This is a genomic window from Caballeronia sp. INML1, assembly GCF_023631085.1.
Lineage (GTDB): Bacteria > Pseudomonadota > Gammaproteobacteria > Burkholderiales > Burkholderiaceae > Caballeronia > Caballeronia turbans.
The window spans coordinates 62,743-83,032 of sequence record NZ_JALQDT010000049.1 but is presented as its reverse complement, the minus strand read 5'-3'; the positions used below and the strand labels follow the sequence as shown (position 1 = coordinate 83,032).

Annotated in this window: 20 protein-coding genes; 2 read left to right on the top strand and 18 right to left on the bottom strand. The window is 63.5% G+C overall.

Features of this window, described 5'->3' with window-relative positions; all coding sequences use genetic code 11:
- The first annotated feature begins 38 nt into the window (after positions 1–38).
- Positions 39–371, top strand: a complete 333-nt coding sequence (locus tag NCR38_RS15655) for a hypothetical protein (protein ID WP_061116043.1) — start codon at positions 39–41, stop codon at positions 369–371.
- Positions 372–508: 137 nt separating this feature from the next.
- Here the strand turns inward: NCR38_RS15655 and NCR38_RS15650 are convergent, their stop codons facing one another.
- The 6 genes from NCR38_RS15650 to NCR38_RS15625 all read right to left on the bottom strand — a co-directional run bounded on the left by NCR38_RS15650 (position 509) and on the right by NCR38_RS15625 (position 9,137).
- Positions 509–1,273 carry a CDP-diacylglycerol diphosphatase gene (locus NCR38_RS15650; protein ID WP_250477336.1) on the bottom strand — a complete coding sequence of 255 codons (765 nt, stop codon included), beginning with the start codon at positions 1,271–1,273 and terminating at the stop codon, positions 509–511.
- 124 nt (positions 1,274–1,397) lie between these two features.
- On the bottom strand, positions 1,398–2,861 hold the full coding sequence (hydA, locus tag NCR38_RS15645) for a dihydropyrimidinase (RefSeq protein ID WP_061118159.1): 1,464 nt from the start codon (positions 2,859–2,861) through the stop codon (positions 1,398–1,400).
- A gap of 708 nt (positions 2,862–3,569) precedes the next feature.
- Positions 3,570–5,057, bottom strand: coding sequence for an NCS1 family nucleobase:cation symporter-1 (locus NCR38_RS15640; protein ID WP_061118160.1), 1,488 nt, complete (start codon positions 5,055–5,057; stop codon positions 3,570–3,572).
- A gap of 67 nt (positions 5,058–5,124) precedes the next feature.
- Complete coding sequence (preA, locus tag NCR38_RS15635) at positions 5,125–6,411, bottom strand: NAD-dependent dihydropyrimidine dehydrogenase subunit PreA (protein ID WP_061118161.1); 1,287 nt, start codon at positions 6,409–6,411, stop codon at positions 5,125–5,127.
- 23 nt (positions 6,412–6,434) lie between these two features.
- Complete coding sequence (locus NCR38_RS15630; protein ID WP_250477335.1) at positions 6,435–7,769, bottom strand: NAD(P)-dependent oxidoreductase; 1,335 nt, start codon at positions 7,767–7,769, stop codon at positions 6,435–6,437.
- 87 nt (positions 7,770–7,856) lie between these two features.
- The gene (locus NCR38_RS15625) at positions 7,857–9,137 is read right to left on the bottom strand and encodes a Zn-dependent hydrolase (protein ID WP_061118163.1); all 1,281 of its coding nucleotides are present in this window, start codon (positions 9,135–9,137) and stop codon (positions 7,857–7,859) included.
- Between the two features lie 375 nt (positions 9,138–9,512).
- Here NCR38_RS15625 and NCR38_RS15620 point away from each other — a divergent pair, with 375 nt between their 5' ends.
- Entirely contained in the window at positions 9,513–10,241 is a 729-nt protein-coding gene (locus NCR38_RS15620; protein ID WP_250477334.1) for a TetR/AcrR family transcriptional regulator, read from the top strand.
- Positions 10,242–10,432: 191 nt separating this feature from the next.
- On the opposite strand, the gene NCR38_RS15615 is transcribed toward NCR38_RS15620, so the two are convergent.
- The 12 genes from NCR38_RS15615 to gsiD form a co-directional block, all read right to left on the bottom strand.
- Positions 10,433–10,756, bottom strand: a complete 324-nt coding sequence (locus NCR38_RS15615; RefSeq protein WP_061118342.1) for a DUF4148 domain-containing protein — start codon at positions 10,754–10,756, stop codon at positions 10,433–10,435.
- A 303-nt stretch (positions 10,757–11,059) separates the two neighbouring features.
- The gene (gene hutG / locus NCR38_RS15610) at positions 11,060–11,863 is read right to left on the bottom strand and encodes an N-formylglutamate deformylase (RefSeq protein WP_061118165.1); all 804 of its coding nucleotides are present in this window, start codon (positions 11,861–11,863) and stop codon (positions 11,060–11,062) included.
- Between the two features lie 8 nt (positions 11,864–11,871).
- Complete coding sequence (locus NCR38_RS15605) at positions 11,872–13,251, bottom strand: formimidoylglutamate deiminase (protein ID WP_061118343.1); 1,380 nt, start codon at positions 13,249–13,251, stop codon at positions 11,872–11,874.
- Between the two features lie 35 nt (positions 13,252–13,286).
- Positions 13,287–13,856 carry a HutD family protein gene (locus NCR38_RS15600; RefSeq protein WP_086961034.1) on the bottom strand — a complete coding sequence of 190 codons (570 nt, stop codon included), beginning with the start codon at positions 13,854–13,856 and terminating at the stop codon, positions 13,287–13,289.
- A gap of 5 nt (positions 13,857–13,861) precedes the next feature.
- Complete coding sequence (gene hutC, locus NCR38_RS15595; RefSeq protein ID WP_061118167.1) at positions 13,862–14,557, bottom strand: histidine utilization repressor; 696 nt, start codon at positions 14,555–14,557, stop codon at positions 13,862–13,864.
- Positions 14,554–16,083, bottom strand: coding sequence for a histidine ammonia-lyase (hutH, locus tag NCR38_RS15590; protein ID WP_061118168.1), 1,530 nt, complete (start codon positions 16,081–16,083; stop codon positions 14,554–14,556). Before hutH ends, hutC begins: the two co-directional genes overlap by 4 nt.
- 128 nt (positions 16,084–16,211) lie before the next feature.
- Positions 16,212–16,685, bottom strand: coding sequence for a GNAT family N-acetyltransferase (locus NCR38_RS15585; protein ID WP_061118169.1), 474 nt, complete (start codon positions 16,683–16,685; stop codon positions 16,212–16,214).
- Positions 16,686–16,848: 163 nt separating this feature from the next.
- Positions 16,849–17,226, bottom strand: coding sequence for a fluoride efflux transporter CrcB (gene crcB, locus NCR38_RS15580; RefSeq protein WP_061118170.1), 378 nt, complete (start codon positions 17,224–17,226; stop codon positions 16,849–16,851).
- A gap of 33 nt (positions 17,227–17,259) precedes the next feature.
- Positions 17,260–17,478: a hypothetical protein gene (locus tag NCR38_RS15575; protein ID WP_061118344.1), complete on the bottom strand. Its 219-nt coding sequence runs from the start codon at positions 17,476–17,478 to the stop codon at positions 17,260–17,262.
- Between the two features lie 90 nt (positions 17,479–17,568).
- Entirely contained in the window at positions 17,569–18,393 is an 825-nt protein-coding gene (locus NCR38_RS15570) for a M55 family metallopeptidase (protein ID WP_061118171.1), read from the bottom strand.
- Entirely contained in the window at positions 18,390–19,400 is a 1,011-nt protein-coding gene (locus tag NCR38_RS15565; protein ID WP_061118172.1) for a P1 family peptidase, read from the bottom strand. The genes NCR38_RS15570 and NCR38_RS15565 overlap by 4 nt, the downstream gene beginning before the upstream one ends.
- Complete coding sequence (gene gsiD / locus NCR38_RS15560; protein ID WP_061118173.1) at positions 19,397–20,287, bottom strand: glutathione ABC transporter permease GsiD; 891 nt, start codon at positions 20,285–20,287, stop codon at positions 19,397–19,399. The genes NCR38_RS15565 and gsiD overlap by 4 nt, the downstream gene beginning before the upstream one ends.
- Positions 20,288–20,290 lie beyond the last annotated feature (3 nt).

Genomic DNA, 20,290 nt, shown 5'->3' with positions numbered 1-20,290 from the left:
ATGCTTCTACACAAGGAAAACGTGATGGAGCAACGGTCATGGATATGTCGCTTGCGTGGGTTGCCAGCCGCGGAACATTACACGATGAAGGGTTCGGCACGTGCCAGCGAGTGCGCGTTCTGGCGCTGGCGCATTTCGCGGATAGCGAGGCGTCGCGGGAGCGCATACGCGCGCTGTTTCATTCGCCGCTTGGCATTTATGTGAGTCAGGCGCAGCGAGAAGGCTGCGAATTGCGACTCGAATTCGATACGGCGAGTGAAGATCTCGCCTTTACGTTGCGCACGCTGAAACGCGTGCTGCCGGAAGCGCGTGTCGAGGGAATCGCGCCGCGCGTGTTCGCGCATCGGGCATGCGCGCGCGGCGGGAGCTGACCACTCATGTTTTCAATCGCTCGATCAGATCAGGATGATCCAAAGTAGACGTGACAAGGCACGAGAGTTCTGATTTGTGGATCGTCTTTTAATCCGAACTCCGAATCATTCGCGTCACTTCATTCTTCTGCAAAGCCTCAAGGCTTTTCTATAGAACGATTAGCCAGCGCGCACGTGTGATCCTGAAGCTCCTCGGACGACGCCCAGTCGCCTGCTTGAACGTGATCGTTGAGCAGAAAGAACGCCGGTGCGCCATCGCTGCGCACAGCGCCCGCGAGCAGCAGCGTCTGTTCGCCCATCGTCTGACCGCGACTGGCGGCGTAGGGCGCGAGCAGCTTGAAGGGATCGACGTGGGTGAGATCGGCATCGTCGATGCGCATCGCGCTGTAGACATGACCGCGCAGTCTCACCGGCAGCGGCTTCCACTCTGTGCCGATGCCCGGCCCCACTTCGCGCAGCGTCTGCGCGACATCGGACGCGAGGCAATCGATATGAATGTGGAACTGATTCTGCGTGCGCCCGCTCGCGGAATTGATTGCAAGCGAAACTTCATCGCGCGGCAACGTCCGGCGCAATGCGCGATCCACATAGCCGCGCGCGTGCCACGCGTCGCGGAAATAGTTCGGCGCATCGGGTTCGAGCAGCGCGGGACTTTCGATGCCGCTCACGCGCGCAGTCGGAATCAGCAGATACTGCGCGACGCCGACGATATCTTTCAACACCGCATAGCCGCCCGCGAGATTTACATCCGCGCATTTCTGCTGAACGTGCGCGCCTTCGGCCGCCGGCTCGCAATAGTCATGGACGATCTCCCACAGCGCGTTCGGGTTCGCCGCGCATGCGAGCGGCAAGCAGAGGACGCCGATTGCGGCGAGACGGCGAAGTCTGATCGTGATTTTCATCGGCATGATCCGGCTGCGCATAACTAGACAGCCTGCCAGATTTTGCTTGCACACATGTGAAAGCACTCGAAATGTGACAAAGCCCCGCATCGCAGGGATGCGGGGCTTTGCGTTCAGGCGCGCCTCAGGCCACTGACGCGCGATTCACCGGATGCGGTTCCTTCAGCTTGTTCGCGACGCGCGCCGCCTCGAAGTAGGACGCGTTCGGCGGACGCTTGAGATATTGACCCGCGCCGCGCTCCGCGCGCAGATCGCCGTTCGCCCACGCGAGCGCGCCGCGCGCGAGCGTGTGCGTCGCGACGCCTTGCACCGTCATGCCTTCGAATACGTTGAAGTCCACCTTCTGATGATGCGTCTTCACGGAGATCGTGCGTGTCGCTGCCGGATCCCACACGACGAGATCCGCGTCCGCACCCACCTGCACCGCGCCTTTTCGCGGATAGAGATTGAAGATCTGCGCGGCATTGGTCGACGTCACGCGCACGAACTCGTTCGGCGTGAGACGCCCCATGTTCACACCGTGATGCCACAGCACCGACATGCGATCCTCTACACCGCCGCAGCCGTTGGGAATCCGGGTGAAGTCCTCGCGACCCATCGCCTTCTGCGATGCGCAGAACACGCAGTGATCGGTCGCGGTCGTGTGCAGTTGGCCGGACTGCAAGCCGCGCCACAACGCCTCGCGATGCTCGCTCGTGCGAAACGGGGGGCTCATCACATGCGCGGCGGCGCGCGTCCAGTCGGGATCGCGATATACCGATTCGTCGATCACGAGATGCCCCGGAAGCACTTCGCCGAACACACGCAGTCCGTCGTTGCGCGCCTTGGCGATCACATCGACGGCATCCTTCGCCGAAACGTGCACGATATAGAGCGGCACGCCGAGCACCTGCGCGATGCGGATCGCACGATTCGCCGCCTCGCCCTCCACTTCGGGCGGACGCGACAAGGGATGCGCCTCCGGTCCCTTGAAGCCCTTGGCCAATAGCTGCTTCTGCAACTGAAAGACGAGCTCGCCGTTTTCCGCGTGCACGGTCGGCAGCGCGCCGAGTTCGAGCGAGCGCGTGAAGCTGTTCACGAGCACTTCATCGTCGGCCATGATTGCGTTCTTGTACGCCATGAAGTGCTTGAAGCTCGACACGCCGTGTTCGTGCACGAGCAGCCCCATCTCGCGGTGCACGGACTCGCCCCACCACGTCACCGCGACGTGAAAGCCGTAGTCCGCCGACGCCTTCTCCGCCCAGCCGCGCCATTCCTTGAATGCGTCCATGAGCGGCTGCTTCGGGCTTGGAATCACGAAGTCGATGATGCTCGTCGTGCCGCCCGAGAGCCCCGCCGCGGTGCCGGTGTAGAAGTCGTCGCTGGCGGTCGTGCCCATGAAGGGCAGTTCCATATGCGTATGCGGATCGATGCCGCCGGGCATGACGTATTGGCCGCCGGCATCGACGATACGCGTGTCCGCGGGCATGTCGAGATCGGTGCCGATGGCGAGGATGGTCCCGCCCGCTTGGGGGTCGGCGCATAGCACGTCGGCGCGGTAGGTGCGGTCTGCGTCGATGATCGTGCCGCCGCGAATCAATGTTGGCATTGTGGTGTCCTCCTTGGCTTTGTTTCGTTCGCTTTGCTTTGCTTTGCTTCGCTGTGCTTTGCGTTCGTGAAATCCTGTGTTCGTGTCGGTCTATTTGCTCTGCCCCTGTGCGGGGCGGCAGTCACTTTCTTTGCTGCTGCAAAGAAAGTAACCAAAGAAAGCAGCTTGTTAGGCCCGCGGTCACACGCAGTTTGGCCACGCGTGCCATGTGATCGTGGGCTGCCTAAGTGTCGCCCTCACAAGACTAATCGGCTTGGCTCGCGCACGGTCTGTCGCCTCGCGTCGCATGGCGGAGCGGTTCAGCACCAAATGGCTCCGGCCCGCTTCGCGGCCGACCGGTCAATCGGGTCCGCTCGTGCTTCCTTACTAGCGCCTCTATCTCACTGCATTGGTTATCCGTTGGTTTCCCTTGCAGACCCGGCGGCAGCGCGTAGCGCTGTGCCGGCGCTATTTCGTGCTGCACCAGTCTCCTTAGAGGGCTAGCTCGTCAGACCGTGTGCGATCCACGCCCGGTTGGGCCTTTGAGGGCGACACTTAGGCAGCCCACGATCACATGGCAAGCATGGCCAAACTGCGTGTGACCGCGGGCCTAACAAGCTGCTTTCTTTGGTTACTTTCTTTGCAGCAGCAAAGAAAGTGACTGCCGCCCCGCATAGGGGCAACGCTAATAAACCAATAACAAAACGGGATCCGCCGAAAAACAAAAAATCAAGCACTCAAAACCCCAGCCCTCGGACTACCCCGCAACTTCATCCAAGACCCATAAACGATCGCGGCAAGCACGAGGCCAACGAACCACGCATACGTGTAGAGCGTATTGAAGAACACAGGCACACCTGGAAACGATGCAGGAAACGCCGTATGCAGAAACCCCGGCAGATTCGGCAACACACCGACGAGCAACGCCACCACCGCCGCCACGTTCCATCCACCGCTATACGAATACTCGCCGTCCTCGTCGAAAAGCTCGCGCTGATCGAGCCGCGTGCCGCGAATGAAGAAGTAATCGACCATCAGAATCCCCGCAACCGGCCCGAGCAGCGCCGAATACCCGACGAGCCACGTGAAGATATAGCCCTGCGTAGTCGCAAGAATCTTCCACGGCATCATGACAATGGCGATCGTCGCCGTGATCATGCCGCCCGCGCGATACGAAATGCCCTTCGGCCACAGGCTCGAAAAGTCATACGCGGGTCCAACGAGATTCGCCGCGAGATTGCAGCACATCGTGTCGAGCGTAAGGATGACGAGGGCGATGCCCACGCCTATGCCCGTCATGCGGCTCGTGAGATCGATAGGGTCCCAGATCGCCTTGCCGTAGATCACGACCGTCGCCGACGTGACCACGACGGAGATGACCGAGAGCAACGCCATCGGTACGGGCAAGCCGATCGTCTGCCCGATCATCTGATCGCGTTGCGTGCGCGCGAAGCGCGTGAAGTCGGGAATGTTGAGCGCGAGCGTCGCCCAGAAGCCGACCATCGCGGTGAGACCCGGCCAGAACGTCGCCCAGAAGAGCCCTTCCTTCTTGCCGCCCGCGACGAACTGCGACGGCGACGAAAGCATCGAACCGAGTCCGCCCGCCTTGCTCGTCGCCCACCAGACGAGCGCGACGCACATCACGACCTTGATCGGCGCAGACCAGCTTTCGAGCCAGCGGATCGAATCCGTGCCATGCCAGATGAAGTAGAGCTGCAACGCCCAGAACACGAGAAAGCACGCGAGCTGTCCGACCGAGATGTCGATGAGCGGCAGCGCCGCGCCATGCAAGGCATTGCCCGTGAGGATATTCGCGAGCGTATAGATCGCGCTGCCGCCCAGCCACGTCTGAATGCCGTACCAGCCGCACGCGACGATCGCGCGCAGCATCGCGGGCAGCTTCGCGCCCTGCGTGCCGAACGACGAGCGCACGAGCACCGCATACGGAATGCCGTGCTTCGCGCCCGCATGACCGATCAGCAACATCGGCACGAGCACGATCAGGTTGCCGAGCAGGACCGTCAACACGGCCTGCCACGGCGACATGCCCTGATCGGTGAGACCCGCGGCCAGCATGTACGAAGCGATGTTCATCACCATCCCGACCCACAACGCCGCGAAGTGATACCACTTCCAGGTACGCTGCGCCGGGCCGGTCGGCGCGAGATCGTCGTTATACAGGCTGCTCGTCTCGACGTTATGCGCTGTCTGATTCATCGGATGCACTCCGTTTGACTGTGCGGTTGATCATGAGGGTTCAACGACGACGAGCGCTGCATGATGTTTATGCCGCTTTAGCGGGTTCCTCCGCATCCACGCGAGCGGGATTGTTCGGGTGCGTGGTCCAGTTCGCGTATTCGCCCGCATCGACGCGTTCCATCGTGATGCACTGCTCGACCGGGCACACATGCATGCAGAGATTGCAGCCGACGCATTCCGAATCGACCACTTCGAAATGCCGCTTGCCGTCCTTCTCCTTCAGGATCGCCTGATGCGATGTATCCTCGCACGCGATATGACACAGCCCGCACTGAATGCACTTGTCCTGATCGATACGCGCCTTGATGTCGTACTTGAGATTGAGATACTTCCAGTCCGTGACGTTCGGCACGGCGCGGCCGCGGATGTCATCGAGCGTCGCGTAGCCTTTCTCGTCCATCCAGTTCGAAAGGCCATCGGCGAGATCGGAGACGATACGAAAGCCGTAGTGCATGGCCGCCGTGCACACCTGCACACTGCCTGCGCCCAGCACCATGAATTCCGCCGCATCGCGCCAAGATGAAATGCCGCCGATGCCCGAGATCGGCAGATTCGGCGTCTCTGGATCGCGCGCGATCTCCGCGACCATATTGAGTGCGATCGGCTTCACGGCGGGACCGCAATAACCGCCGTGCGTCCCTTTGCCATCGACGGCCGGCATCGGCGCCATCTGGTCGAGATCGACCGCGACGATCGAGTTGATCGTGTTGATGAGCGACACGCCGTCCGCGCCGCCCTTGAACGCGGCGCGCGAACCCATGCGAATATCGCTGATGTTCGGCGTGAGCTTCACGAGGCACGGCAGCTTCGTGCCTTCCTTCACCCAGCGCGTGACCATTTCGACATACTCGGGCACCTGTCCCACCGCCGCGCCCATGCCGCGCTCGCTCATGCCATGCGGGCAGCCGAAGTTCAGTTCGACCGCATCCGCGCCGGTGTCCTCGACTTGCGTCAAGATCCACTTCCAGTCCTTCTCATTGCACGGGACCATCAGCGAGACGATCAGCGCGCGGTCCGGCCAGTCGCGCTTCACTTGTTCGATCTCGCGCAGGTTCACGTCGAGTGGGCGATCGGTGATCAGTTCGATGTTGTTCAGTCCCGCGATGCGCTGCCCGTTCCATTGCACCGCGCCATAACGCGAGCTCACGTTGACGACGTGCGGATCGAGCCCGAGCGTCTTCCACACCACACCGCCCCAGCCCGCCTCGAAGGCGCGGTTGACGTTGAAGGCCTTGTCCGTCGGCGGCGCGGACGCGAGCCAGAAAGGATTCGGCGATGTAATGCCGGCGATGTTGCAAGTCAGATCGGCCATGTTGAGGCGGCTCCTTATGTTCGTCAGGCGGCTTTGATCGAAGTCAGCTCGAACGACGCGTCGATGGACGCAGCCGCGAGCTTGCCGTCCTGCACGGCCTGCACGGTGAGATCGAGTCCTTCATGCGTCGCGCAATCGCCGCCGGCCCACACTTTCGCGAGCGTCGTCTGTCGATTCTCGTCGGTGACGATGCGCCCGCCGTCGAGCGTCAGCAACGCCCGGTCGATGCCGATGGGCACGAGCGTCTGACCGATCGCCTTCAGCACCATGTCCGCATCGATGACGAAGCGCTCCGCGTCGCGCTCGAACTCGACGCCGGTCACGTGCCCGTCAACGCCGATCAGACGCGTCGGCTTCGCGTGCGTGACGATGCTCACGCCATTGGTCTGCGCGAACTCGCGCTCGGCCCACGTCGCGCTCATGTTCTCGACGCCGCGCCGGTACACCATCGTCACGTTCGTTGCGCCGAGCTTCGCGGCCTGCACGCACGCATCGACGGCCGTGTTGCCGCCGCCGATCACGACGACGCGCCGACCGACCGGCACATTCGCGAGATCGTCGGCCTCGCGCACCTGCTCGATGAAATCGACCGCGTTCATCACGCCGTCGAGCGCTTCGCCTTCGAGCGCCAGTTCGCGCACGCACGCAAGACCGAAGCCGATGAACACCGCGTCGTATTGCTTGCGCAGCTCCTCCAGCGTGAAGTCACGGCCGAGCGCGTGACCCGCCTTGATCTCGATGCCGCCGATCGAATGCAGCCATTCGATTTCGCGCTGCGCGTAATCCTCGACCGTCTTGTAGGCGGCGATGCCGTATTCGTTCAGGCCGCCGGGTTTCTCGCGCGCATCGAAAATCACCGCGCGATGTCCCGCCAGCGCGAGCCGATATGCACACGCGAGCCCCGCCGGCCCCGCGCCGACGATCGCCACGCGCCTGCCCGTCTCCGGCGCGCGTTTGAAAAGCGGCTCGCCTTTTGCCATTGCCCAGTCCGTCGCATGACGCTGCAATGCGCCGATTTTCACGGGCGCATCGCCCGGATGGTTGCGTACGCAACTACCCTCGCAGAGAATCTCGGTCGGGCACACGCGCGCGCACATGCCGCCGAGCGGATTGGCGGACAGGATATCGACCGCCGCGCCTTTCAGATTGCCGTTGCCGATCTTGCGGATGAAGCTCGGTATGTCGATGCTCGTCGGGCAGGCCTGCACGCACGGCGCGTCGTAGCAGTAGTGGCAGCGGCTCGCGGCGGCAGCCGCGGCGGTGGCGTCGAGCAACGGCGCGACATCCGAGAACTCGCATGCGAGCTGTTCGTGCGTGAGGCGATGGCTCGCGATATCGCCGGTCGTTTTTGTGGTCATGTGCGTTCCATGTGAGGACGTACGAGTGCCCGTCATCCGCGCGCATTGGCCCGGACGACACTGAACGTGAGACGAAGCGCGCTGTTTCTACGAAGCCGGTTCCGACGCGCGCTCGAGCATCGCGTGCAGAAGCACGTTCGCGCCCGCCTCGATCCACTCCTGAGACGCGTCTTCGATTTCGTTATGGCTGATGCCGTCGACGCACGGCACGAACACCATCGATGTGGGCGCGACTTGCGCGAGATAGCACGCATCATGGCCCGCGCCCGACACCATGTCGCGATGCGAATAGCCGAAGCGCTGCGCCGCCGCGCGCACGGACGCGACGCAGGCGGCGTCGAATCTGACGGGCGCGTAATAGAAGATCTGCTCCAGTTCGGTCTGCAAGCCGATCTCTGCGGCGATACGCGCGACACCCTCGCGCAACGCGGCGTCCATGCGCGCGAGCACGGCATCGTCGGGATGACGGAAATCGACGGTGAAGAACACGCGGCCCGGAATCACGTTGCGCGAGTTCGGATGCACCTGCATCATGCCGACCGTCGCGCAGGCGAGCGGCGCGTTGTCGAGGCCGATGCGGTTCACGAGGTCCACGACGCGCGCTGCGCCGAGCAGCGCGTCCTTGCGGCGCGGCATGGGCGTCGGGCCCGCGTGCGCTTCCTGGCCCGTGAGCGTGATCTCGTACCAGCGCTGGCCTTGCGCGTCGGTGACGACGCCGATCGTCTTGTTCTCGGCTTCGAGAATCGGACCTTGCTCGATGTGCAACTCGAACGCCGCGTGCAGCTTGCGGCCGCCGCACGGCAGATCGCCGGCGTACCCGATGCGCTTCAACTCTTCGCCGATCGTCTTGCCGTCGACGTCCTTGCGCGAGAGGCCGTAGTCGAGCGGGAACACGCCCGCGAAGACGCCCGATGCGACCATCGCGGGCGCGAAGCGCGAACCTTCCTCGTTGGTCCAGATGACGACTTCGATCGGATGCTCGGTCTCGATGCCGCGATCGTTGAGCGAGCGGATCACTTCGAGTCCGCCGAGCACACCGTAGATGCCGTCGAAGCGCCCGCCCGTGGGTTGCGAATCCGCATGGGAGCCTGTCATGACCGGCAGCGCCTCGAGGTTGCGCCCGGCGCGACGCATGAACACATTGCCCATCTGATCGATGCTCACCGTGCAACCCGCTTCCTTCGCCCAACTGACGATGAGATCGCGCCCTTCCTTGTCGAGATCGGTGAGCGCGAGCCGGCACACGCCGCCCTTGGGTGTCGCGCCGATCCTGGCCATCGTCATCAGGCTGTCCCAGAGACGTCGACCATTCACCTTGATGGACGTATCGAGACCGGCCTCTCTGATTGCATCCGTTACGACGTTCATTCGCCTCGCTCCTTACGATCGACTTCGTATGTGAGTGACTTCGTTTCGTGCATGCCGGGCGTTTGCGGTGCGATGCCGCACGCGCCCGGTGCACGTTTCTGTTATGCGATGAATGATGCGAACGACACGCTTCTTCAATACTTCGAGCGCTTCTCAAATCCTGTCCGAATGGACAGGTTGTAGCCGATTAAAATAAGCAAATCAACGTCTTTCGTGTGCGGACAAACACGGAGCGAAATGAAGCGATAAGCGTGCCATTGCAATGCAGCATCGGCGGGCACTGGGCGCGGCGGCGTTTTCGACGCGATGCAGCGCCGCGTGCATGAACGGCGCGAATGAGGCACGATGCGGCACACACGACAGAAAAATTCGACGATGAGACACGACGACGCGGCTGACGACATTACCGAGCGCGAGCATGCCGCAACACCTTTGCGGCGACGCAAGGCGCAGATCCGCGAGAGCAACGAAGCGCAGCTTCTGGCGTGCGCCGAAGAAGTGTTCGCCGAGAAAGGACTGGAAGGCGCGAGCACGGCGATGATCGCCGAGCGTGCCGGACTGCCGAAGGCCAACCTGCATTACTACTTCCCGACGAAGCTCGCGCTCTATCGCCGCGTGCTCGAAGATTTGTTCGAAGACTGGCATCGCGCGGCGGACACCTTCGAATGCAGCGACGATCCGGTGGAAGCGATCGGCGGTTATGTGCGCGCGAAGATGGAATTGTCGAGACGTCGGCCGCTCGGCTCGAAGGTGTGGGCGAGCGAGATCATTCACGGCGCGCATCACATGCAGGACATTCTCAACGAGCGGGTGAAGCCGTGGCTCGATACGCGCGTCATCGTGATCGAGAGCTGGATCGCGCGCGGCCTGCTCGCGCCGGTCGAGCCGGACACGTTCATGTTCATGATCTGGGCGATCACGCAGCACTACGCCGACTTCGATGCGCAGATCCGCGCATTGAAGGGCAAGCGGGCACTGACGCGCAAGGCCTTCGATGAGCAGACGGAAGAAGTCGTGCGACTCGTGATCCGCGCATGCGGCGCGGTGTCGCCGCGCGTCGAAGCGAAAGAGGACGCGAAAAAAAAAACGCCGGTCGCTCGATAGCGGCCGGCGTTCGACTTGCTGCTTGCTGCTTGCTGCTGTGATGCTTCACTGCGTGACTGCGGTGCTGCCAACTGCGGTACTGCTACTGCATTTCTCGCAAGATATTGCTACTGCCAACGCTTGCTGCACCATCTACCGCTGCTACTGCTCACTGCCACCTGCTTTTCGTCGAGCTCGACTTCGAACTCCGATCAATGACCGAAGTAGACCGAGTTGCGATCCGACATCGACACGTTAGCGCGCGCGACCGGCGCCGCTGCGCCCGATTGCGAAGTACCAGCCGTCGAAGGACCGTAGGCCGAGCTACCGTTTTCGGCGTTCACACGCGCTTGTGCCGCCTGAATGTTTTGCGGATAGTCCACGCGATCGGTCGACGGGTTGTAGCCGGCCTTTTCCAGTTGAACCAGTTCCGCACGCACTTGAGCGCGGGTCACCGGGCCGTTGCTTTGCGCAGACGCGAAAGTCGGAGCGGCCAGAGCGGTGGCGATGACGAGTGCGGGAACGAATGCCTTGATCATGATGAACCTCCAGTAGTCTTGTTTTGAAATCGAAACTGAAATCGGAAGCTTTTTAAGCGGTTTCTGATTTCGTTTCGCTTGAAGACAGTGTAGGAGGTGGTCGTCTTAGGGGAAACCCCAATTTGCACGAAACATAATTGTCGAGTCAGCAACAATCCGTTTCGCGTCACGAATCGCGTCGAGAGCCCTTACGACCATCTAAATAATTGATTTATATCGATATTCAGACGCGCAGGACGGATCGCGGCAACGCATCGCCATTACGATATCGCCAGCCAATCGCCATTCAGATGTCAGCTTCTACGCGGCCGTCGCGTAGGTCATCGCGGAAATCAGGAGTTCGCGCAGCAAAGGTTGGATCGCGGTCGCCTTGGCTTCGTCGTAAGCGAAAGGCGACGATTCCTCCATGTAGCTGATCTGCGTCAGCTCCAGTTGCACTGCGTGAACGCCCTTCTCAGGCTCGCCGTATCGCCGTGTGATATAGCCGCCCTTGAAGCGCCCGTTGGCCACCGTCGAGAAGCGGCCGTCGCGCTCGACGATCCCCGCAAGGTACTCGGCGAGCCCCGGCGCCGCCGACGCGCCGTCCGCCGTGCCGAAGTTGAAATCGGTCAGGCGCCCGTCGAAGAAACGCGGCACGACCGAGCGAATCGAATGCGCTTCCCAAAGGAGCACGCGGCCATGCGACGCCCGCAACGCGTCGAGTTCACTTGCGAGCGCATCGTGATACGGCTGCCAGTACATCGCGCGACGCGCATCGATCTGCTCGCGCGACGGCTCGTGGCCGGGCTTGTATAGCGGCGCCTTGTCGAAGGTATCGACCGGACACAGGCCCGTCGTGTCGCGGCCGGGATAGAGGTTCGCGTCATCGGGCGGACGGTTCAGATCGACGACATATCGCGCGTATTGCGGCGTCAGTATCGATGCGCCCAGTTCGCGCGCGAACGCGTAAAGCCGCTCGAGATGCCAGTCGCAATCCTCGGTGAGTTTCGCGATGGGCGTCATCTCGTCGGCGAGCGCGCAGGGAATGCTCGTGCCCCGGTGCGGAATCGAAATCAGCAGCGGCGCGCCGCCGCGTTCCAGCGTGAAAATCGAAGACTCGTTCATGGATGACCTCAATCGAGCAAGCCGCGCAACGCGGCGCGATAGCGCGCGAGCGCTTCGTCTTCCTGCGCGTGGCGGCGCGCGTCGATCACCTTGCGGCCGGAGACGAAAACATCGCGGATCGGCGTGTCGCCGTGTTCGCAGAAGACCGCGCTCGAAAGCCACGTTTCGGGCGCATGGCCGCCGATGCCCGGATGCGCGTCGTCGAGCACGAGCCAGTCGGCGCGCGATCCCTGCGCGAGCGCGCCGACGGGCCGTCCTGTGGCGTGCGCGCCGCCGTCGAGCGCGGCATCGAAGAGACGATCGGCGGGACGGCTCTGCGTCGGCGACGCAAGCACGTTGCGCTGCTGGCGGCACAGGCGCTGGCCATACTCGAGCAGACGCAGCTCGGAGCGCCAGTCCACGCCCACATGACTATCCGAGCCGACGCCGATGCGTCCGCCGGCATCGAGATAATCGCGCGACGGAAATACGCCGTCGCCGAGATTCGCCTCGGTCGTGAGACACAGGCCCGCGACCGCGCCGCTCAACGCGAGACGCGCGCACTCGTTTGCATCGATATGCGTCGCGTGCACGAGGCACCAGCGCTCGTCGACGTTGAAATGATCGAGCAGCCATTGAACCGGGCGATGCCCCGTCGCCGCCACGCACGCCTCGACTTCGGCGGTCTGCTCCGCCACATGGATATGCACCGGCGCACGGACGAAGCGCGCGTCGAACCCTTCGATCACCGCCGCGAGCGATTCGCCCGACACCGCTCGCAGCGAATGCGGCGCGACGCCGTAACGCCGCGCGCCGTTTTCGGGCCGCGCGCGGGCGAGCGTGTCGATGAGCGCGAGCAGCGTGTCGGGCGTATTGAGAAAGCGGCGCTGATCCTCGCGCGGCGCAGCCTGGTTGAAACCGCCGTGCTCGTACAGCACCGGCAACATCGTGATGCCGATGCCCGCGCGCCCGGCCGCATCGACGACACGCTCGGCGAGTTCTGCGCGATTCGCATAAGGCGCGCCGCCGGGTGCGTGATGCACGTAGTGAAACTCGCACACCGACGTGTAGCCCGCCTTGAGCATCTCGATGTAGAGCCAGTGGGCGATGTCCGCGAGCGACTCCGGGCCGATCCGCGCGGCGAAGCGATACATGAGGTCGCGCCAGCTCCAGAACGTATCGTTGACGCTCGCGCGATATTCGGTGAGGCCGGCCATCGCCCGCTGGAACGCGTGGGAGTGCAGATTCGGCATGCCGGGCACGACCGGCCCTTTCGCCCGCTCGACGCCCGCGGGCGCAGCGCTGTCCGGCTCGACGCGCAGCAACGTGCCGTCGTCGTCCCATTCGAGCAGCACGTCGCGCCGCCAGCCGCCGGCGAGGCGCGCATGATCCGCGAAGAATGCGCTCATCTTCCTGTCTCCCTTTTCATACGACGCGCGGCTGCTCACACATTGTCGATGCCGATGTGCAGCCACGACGTATCGTCCGACGCCTCGCAATGCAGTTCTGCCCCACGATCGAGACACAGCGTATCGCCTGTTTCGAGCGTATGACGCGTGTCTGCGGCGGCCTTGATATCGATCCTTCCAAGCACGCAAAAGATGAAGGTCAGATCGTGGCCGGCATCGAGCGAGCACGACGCGCGCCGGGCATGCACCGTCGCGCGGGCGCGATCGCGGCGCACCATCACGTTGAAATCGCGCGTCGGGCCGTCGATCAGCGTCGCGTGAATCGGCGTTTCGCCGGCAAAGCGCGCGATCGCGAGCGGCGCATCGAGCGTATGCACGCGGCCTTCCGCTTCCGTCAGACGCATGCCCGCGCCATCGAGCAGCACGAGCACGCGATCGACGCCCGCGAAACTCGAGAATGCGCCATCGGACGCCACATCGGCCAGCGACAGACGCCATGCGAACGCATCGAGCGACGCGCCCGGCGGCCCCGCCGCGATCTCGCGCGTCATGCCGCCGCCGTTCTTCCAGCGCGTAGCCGTGAGCGAATCGGCTCGAATGATCATGGCGTTCAGAAGTGCCCCGTGAATTGATAACGATCGCCCGGATGCCAGAGATTCGCGACCGATGCGACCGCGTCACGCGACCACGTGCGCCGATGCAGCAACAGACACGGCTCATGCTCCGCCATCGCGAGCGCGAGCCGGATCTCGGCCGACGGCACCGAGGCCTCGATCCGGTATTCGACGCGCTGCAACGGCGCGGCCGTCATCAGGTACTGGTTCGGCGTGATCGTCGTGAAATCCTGGCGCGCGTATTCCGGCGCGAGCGCGGGATTCACGTAGCGCTCTTCCATCTGAACCGGCTCGTCGTTCTCGAAGTGCAGCACGCGCGAATGAAACACCGGGCTGCCCAGCGCGAGATGCATTTCGTCGGCGAGCGCATCATCGACGATCGATGCGCCCAGATGCAGCACCTGCGCGCGATACACGTGGCCGCGCGCGACGATTTCATCGGAGATGCTGCGAATCTCGACGAGCGTCGACGCGTATTTCGGCTGCGCGACGAAGGTGCCCGCGCCCTGCACCCGCGTCAGCACCTGCTCGGCGGTCAGCTCCCGCACCGCGCGGTTCACGGTCATGCGCGCGACCTTGAACTCGCGTGCGAGCTCGTTCTCGGAGGGCACCAGATCGCCCTCCTTCCATTCGCCGATATGAATGCGCTGGAGAATGTAGTCCTTGATCTCCTGATACGCAGGCGTGCTCATACAGGCTGTTCCGACGCGAACGCGAACGGGCTGTGCTGCGCGATCGCGCCTTCCTGCACGAGCGTCGCGATCGCGGCGATGTCCGGCGCGAAGTAGTGATCGAGGTCGTAATGCGCCACGTGCGCGCGCAGCGTCTTCATCACTTCGAGCAAGGGCGCGCTCGTCCGATGCGGCGCGCGCAGATCGACCCCTTGCGCGGCCGCAAGCAGTTCGATCGCGAGAATGTTCGCCGTGTTGCTCGCGATGTCGCCGAGCTTGCGCGCGGCGAACGTCGCCATGGAAACGTGGTCTTCCTGGTTCGCGGAAGTCGGCAGGGAATCCACCGATGCAGGATGCGCAAGCGTCTTGTTCTCCGATGCGAGCGCGGCAGCCGTCACGTGCGCGATCATGAAGCCCGAGTTGACGCCGCCATCGCGGACGAGGAACGGCGGCAGGCCCGAAAGCGTGGCGTCGATCAGCAACGCGATGCGGCGCTCCGCGAGTGCGCCGATTTCGGCGGCCGCGAGGGCGAGGTTGTCGGCCGCGAACGCCACCGGCTCCGCGTGGAAGTTGCCGCCCGACAGCACTTCGCCGGTGTCGGGGAAGATCAGCGGGTTATCGGAGACGGCATTCGATTCGATCAGGAGGACGTCGGCCGCGTGGCGCATCTGGTCGAGGCACGCGCCCATCACTTGCGGCTGACAGCGCAGGCTGTACGGGTCCTGCACCTTCTCGCAGTCCGCGTGCGACAGATTGATGCCCGAGCCCTTCAACAGGGTGCGGTAGGCCGCCGCCGCCTCCATCTGCCCGCGATGGCCGCGCAGCTCGTGGATGCGCGCATCGAACGGGACGACGGAACCCGCCGCCGCATCGACGGACAGCGCGCCCGCGACGAGTCCGGTACGGAACAGATCCTCGATCGCGAAGAGGTTGTAGAGCGCGAGCGCCGCCGACGCCTGCGTGCCGTTCAGCAGCGCGAGACCTTCCTTCGCCTGCAGCGTGAGCGGCTTGAGGCCCGCGACCGCGAGGCCGTCGAGCGCACTCGCGCGCTCACCGCGAATGGTGACCTCGCCGATGCCGAGCAGGACCGTCGACATATGCGCGAGTGGCGCGAGATCGCCCGATGCGCCGACCGAGCCCTTGATCGGGATGATCGGCAGCACGTCGGCGTTGAAGAGCGTGATGAGCGCGTCGATGACTTCACGGCGGATGCCCGAATGACCGCGCCCGAGACTCGACAGCTTGAGCGCCATCAACAGACGCACAACCGGCCGCGACATCGGCTCGCCGACGCCCACCGCATGAGACAGCACGAGATTTTTCTGCAGCAGCTCCAGCTGATCGGCCGGAATGTGCGTATTGGCGAGCCGCCCGAAGCCCGTATTGATGCCGTAGGCCGGATCGCCCTTCGCGGCGATCGCGGCGACGGCGCGCGCGCTCGCGTCGATGGCATCGAAGCTGGCCGGATCGAGTTGAAGCGGATCCGAGCCGCGCGCGATGCGGCGCAGTTGCGGGAGCGTCAGTTTTCCGGGCGTAAGCGTGATCATGATTCGTCCTGTCTATACAAGTTAGACTCAAGTCTAAACGGGCTCGAAGGACGAAACAAGGGGATATCCGGGATATCACTAGGATCATCCCGGCAAGCATGACACGTCTTGTCTATACAGATTTGACGTTACAAGACCTTTTCCATCACGAACTGGACGAAGCGCTGCTCGCGCACGATGACCGCCCGCGCCAGCAGCATCGTGAACCCGCAATACTCGAAGAACGGCCGCGCGGTCACGCTCGAGTAGGTATGCAGCGTTTGCAGACCGGCTTCGTCGGCTTCGGCCTCGATGCGCGCGAGCAGCGACGTCGCCACGCTTTTGCGCTGATGCAGCGGATCGACGAACATCATGTCGATGAGACCGTTCTTTTCGAGATCGGCAAAGCCCGCGAGTTCGCCGTCGACGAGCCCGATCCAGGTCGGGCGGCTCGCGCGGGCGAGTTCCCATTCGTCCCGGTCGGCTTGCGCCCACGCTTCGATCTGCGCCTCGTTGTAATCGGCGGATGCCGTTTCGCGAACGGCGCGTTGAAACAGATCGATCACACCGTCGAGATCGCTCGCACGATACGGTCTGACTTCGATGAGCGGCAGGCCTGGCATTTCTTCACCTTCGTTTACTGTCAATAAAAAAACCGCTGCGGAGGCAGCGAGGGTCTAGCGTTGATAACGCGGGAATCTGTACGGGATTGAATCGGAAACGGGCGCGCGCAAACGTTCTAATCGGAGGAAACCGGATGCGGGAAGTGCGCGGTCGGCGAGTCCTTCAGGAAGCCACTGCCACCGTCGCGATGCCGAGCGCGGTCATCACGAGCGATGCGCAAACGTGGAGCGCGATCTCAGTGAGCGCCCAGCCGAGCCGCCCTTGCTGCAAATGCGCGACCACTTCGGCCGAAAACGTGGAAAACGTGGAGAGCCCGCCCATCAGTCCGGTGATGATGAATAGCCGCCATTCAATCGAGATATCCGGAAAGCGTGCGAAGAAGGCGACCGCCACGCCAATGATGTAGCCCGCGATGACGTTCGCCGCGAACGTGCCGAGCGGCAGATTCGGAAAAATCGCATTCAGGCGCAGGCCGAGGACCCATCTGAGCAGCGATCCCAGGCCGCCGCCGAGCCCCACGGCGATGATCGACAGATACATGACTTGTGTGAGTTCGATTCGAAATTAACTGCGTTATGCCTCGCGAGCGAGCCGGTCGATCAGTGCGCCTCGACTCGTCTCGACGATCCAGCCGACCCTGTGCCGCACATGCGCCACCCACGTGCCGTCGCGCCGTTGTTCCCAGCACCCGGCATCGTGGCCGTCGATGAAAAGCGAGCCGCGCACCACGAGCTGGGGATCGGCGGGGTCGAGCACCTCGTCGTCATTGTGTTCGAGCTTCACCGTGTGCATGAGCGTCGTCTGCAAAAACACGTCAAGACCGGAGCCAGTCTCGCGAATGGCTCCATTCTAACGATACTCGCAGGCCCTGCGTCCAAACGCTCACCGTATCATGAAGGACATTGCCGAAAGGCAGTTGAGTATCCGTACGACATGTTCGACGCAAGGCGCATCGAAAGCGAGCGTCACGGCATCGATGCGCTCGAGTGTCGGCCATTGGCAAAAGAGATCGGCGAACGCGGTCGTCTGCGCGCGCAGTTCGCAGCGATGCCCGGTGATCGCCGCACGCTTGGCATGCACTGAAGACGCCGCTGCTTCGATCGTCTCCCGCGCGGCGAGCCGGATCGCGTCGCATGCCGCGGCGGGCGTTTCGGTCACGCCGCTCGAATAGCCGTGCGCGGTCTTCACGCATAGAAAGCGCGCGCCGGGAAACGCGGGCAGCGTCTGGGCGCCGAACACGTCGTCGCCTGTGAGCAGCGCGACGCACGCGCCGTGTTCCTCGGCGAGCCTGCCGTAAAGGCCCGCCTCGCCGACTTCCTCGCCGTCAAGCGTGACGCGCGCGAACGCGGCGCTGTTGATCGTATGCGCGAGAATGCCGCGGCTTTGCGCGCGCGCGTGATAGCCGATCATGAAGACCACTTCCGGCGATGCCTCCAGTCCCGCCATCATGCCGAACGTGCGCGGCTTGCCGAGCACGAGGCGCGCGCGCGGATCGAGCAGGTCGGGCAACAGGTTGCGAAAGCCGCCGTGCGAATCGTTGATCCACACCTGGGATGCGCCGCCATCGAACGCGCCTTGCGCAGCCGCATTCGCTTCGCGCGTCATCCAGCGGCGCGCCTGCTCGTATTCGGCGTTGCCCGCACGCGTCTGCTCCGGATGAAACACGCCCGCGATGCCTTCGATATCCACCGAGATCAGCACTTTCATGGTCTTGTTCTCAATGCGTCCTTGAGCGATATGCGCCGATGGCCGTCGCGCCCGGCAACCGTCTCCGCGCTGAAGAGCGCATCGAGAATCGCTTGTTCAATGCTGTCGGCCGCGGCCTGAAAGAGAGGATCGAGCCGCGTGTCGCTGACAAGCGGCGGCACCGCGATGAAGTCCGCCTCGTGCGGCACGGTGTAAGCGGTCGTGAAAGCGAGCGCGATGTCGCCGCTGCCATGACCGTACACCGAACCCGTGCGCGCGAGGCCGGCGGCAGAGCGCATCGCGAGGCGGCGCAATCGACGCGCGTCGAGCGGCGCATCGGTTGCGATCAGCATGATGATCGAGCCTTGTTCGGGCTTCACGTTCGCTTCTTTCGTCAGCGTCTTTCCGACGGCATCGCCCCCGATCACGAGTTGCGGCAGACGGCCGAAGTTTGCGAGCACGAGCGCGCCTGTCGTGTACGCGCGCTCGTTGACCCGCACGACGCGCGATGCCGAACCGATACCGCCTTTCAGTTCGAAGCACGACATGCCGCGCCCCGCTCCGACCGCACCGCGTTCGAAATCGACGCTGCACGCATCGAGTGCGCTCATGTAATGCGCTTCGTGAATCGCGAGCGCCTGCATGTCGTTGAGGTAGCCATCGTTGCATTCGAACACGAGCGGATTCACGCTCGGATCCTCGCGCCCGATGCGCGGATTCGCCGCGATCGCCGCGCGAATCTGCGCGTTTGCGATGGTGCCGACGCCGAAGGTATTGGTCAGCGCGACCGGCGTTTCGATCACGCCGAGTTCGTCCAGTTGCACGAGCCCGACGCTCTTGCCGAAGCCATTGATCACGCACGCGGCAGCCGGCACCTTGTCGCGATAGACATCGCCATCGTGCGGTCGGATCACCGTGACGCCCGTTTGCACCGCGCCCTCAGAGAGCGTGCAATGACCGACCGTCACGCCCGCAACGTCGGCGATCGTGCCGCGCGGACCCGCTTCGAGCGAACCGATATGCGTCATGGCCGGTCGAGCTTCGGATCGAGCGCGTCGCGCAGGCCGTCGCCGAGCAGATTGAACGCGAGCACCGTGAAGAAGATCGCGAGGCTCGGAAAGATTGCGACGTGCGGCGCCATCGCCATGTCGGCGCGCGCTTCGTTGAGCATCGCGCCCCACTCGGGCGTAGGCGGCTGCGCGCCGAGTCCGAGGAACGACAGACTCGCCGCGGTGATGATCGATGTGCCGATGCGCATCGTGAAGTACACGACCACCGACGAAATCGTGCCCGGCAGAATATGCCGCGCGAGTATCGTCCAGTCCGATGCGCCGATGCTCTTCGCCGCCTCAATGTATGTGAGATGCTTCAGCGCGAGCGTATTGCCGCGCACGAGCCGCGCGAACGCGGGAATGCTGAAGATCGCGACCGCGCACACCACATTGACCATGCCGTTGCCGAGAATCGCGACGACGCCGATCGCAAGCAGAATGCCCGGAAACGCGAACAGCACGTCCGCAATGCGCATCACGATGCGGTCCCACCAGCCTTCGTAGTAGCCCGCGAGCAGACCGAAGAACGTGCCGATCACCGCACCGAGCACGACGGAGACCAGCCCCGCCGTCAGCGAAATGCGGCTGCCCACGAGTATGCGGCTCAGAATGTCGCGGCCCAATGAATCGACACCGAACCAGTGCGCGGCCGAGGGACCGGCGTTGAGCGCATCGTAATCGAAGTAATTTTCCGGATCGTATGGCGCGATATACGGCGCGATGATCGCGATGACGACCAGCAGCAACACGAACACGGCCGCGACCATCGCGACGTGCTGTTGCCTGAACTTGCGCCAGAACTCCGTCCACGGCGTGCGGATTTCTTGCGGCGCATGCACCGCGCTTTCGGCTGTCACGCTCATCGC

Excerpts from the sequence above, each read along its gene's own strand:
- NCR38_RS15640 (WP_061118160.1), bottom strand. The coding sequence starts at position 5,057 with ATGAATCAGACAGCGCATAACGTCGAGACGAGCAGCCTGTATAACGAC.
- NCR38_RS15600 (WP_086961034.1), bottom strand. The coding sequence starts at position 13,856 with ATGATCATTCGAGCCGATTCGCTCACGGCTACGCGCTGGAAGAACGGC.
- NCR38_RS15655 (WP_061116043.1), top strand. The coding sequence starts at position 39 with ATGGATATGTCGCTTGCGTGGGTTGCCAGCCGCGGAACATTACACGAT.
- hutH (WP_061118168.1), bottom strand. The coding sequence starts at position 16,083 with ATGATCACGCTTACGCCCGGAAAACTGACGCTCCCGCAACTGCGCCGC.
- NCR38_RS15630 (WP_250477335.1), bottom strand. The coding sequence starts at position 7,769 with ATGACCACAAAAACGACCGGCGATATCGCGAGCCATCGCCTCACGCAC.
- hutC (WP_061118167.1), bottom strand. The coding sequence starts at position 14,557 with ATGAGCACGCCTGCGTATCAGGAGATCAAGGACTACATTCTCCAGCGC.
- NCR38_RS15570 (WP_061118171.1), bottom strand. The coding sequence starts at position 18,393 with ATGAAAGTGCTGATCTCGGTGGATATCGAAGGCATCGCGGGCGTGTTT.
- NCR38_RS15620 (WP_250477334.1), top strand. The coding sequence starts at position 9,513 with ATGAGACACGACGACGCGGCTGACGACATTACCGAGCGCGAGCATGCC.
- NCR38_RS15575 (WP_061118344.1), bottom strand. The coding sequence starts at position 17,478 with ATGCACACGGTGAAGCTCGAACACAATGACGACGAGGTGCTCGACCCC.
- NCR38_RS15585 (WP_061118169.1), bottom strand. The coding sequence starts at position 16,685 with ATGCCAGGCCTGCCGCTCATCGAAGTCAGACCGTATCGTGCGAGCGAT.
- NCR38_RS15625 (WP_061118163.1), bottom strand. The coding sequence starts at position 9,137 with ATGAACGTCGTAACGGATGCAATCAGAGAGGCCGGTCTCGATACGTCC.
- crcB (WP_061118170.1), bottom strand. The coding sequence starts at position 17,226 with ATGTATCTGTCGATCATCGCCGTGGGGCTCGGCGGCGGCCTGGGATCG.
- NCR38_RS15650 (WP_250477336.1), bottom strand. The coding sequence starts at position 1,273 with ATGAAAATCACGATCAGACTTCGCCGTCTCGCCGCAATCGGCGTCCTC.
- preA (WP_061118161.1), bottom strand. The coding sequence starts at position 6,411 with ATGGCCGATCTGACTTGCAACATCGCCGGCATTACATCGCCGAATCCT.
- NCR38_RS15605 (WP_061118343.1), bottom strand. The coding sequence starts at position 13,251 with ATGAGCGCATTCTTCGCGGATCATGCGCGCCTCGCCGGCGGCTGGCGG.
- hutG (WP_061118165.1), bottom strand. The coding sequence starts at position 11,863 with ATGAACGAGTCTTCGATTTTCACGCTGGAACGCGGCGGCGCGCCGCTG.
- gsiD (WP_061118173.1), bottom strand. The coding sequence starts at position 20,287 with ATGAGCGTGACAGCCGAAAGCGCGGTGCATGCGCCGCAAGAAATCCGC.
- hydA (WP_061118159.1), bottom strand. The coding sequence starts at position 2,861 with ATGCCAACATTGATTCGCGGCGGCACGATCATCGACGCAGACCGCACC.
- NCR38_RS15565 (WP_061118172.1), bottom strand. The coding sequence starts at position 19,400 with ATGACGCATATCGGTTCGCTCGAAGCGGGTCCGCGCGGCACGATCGCC.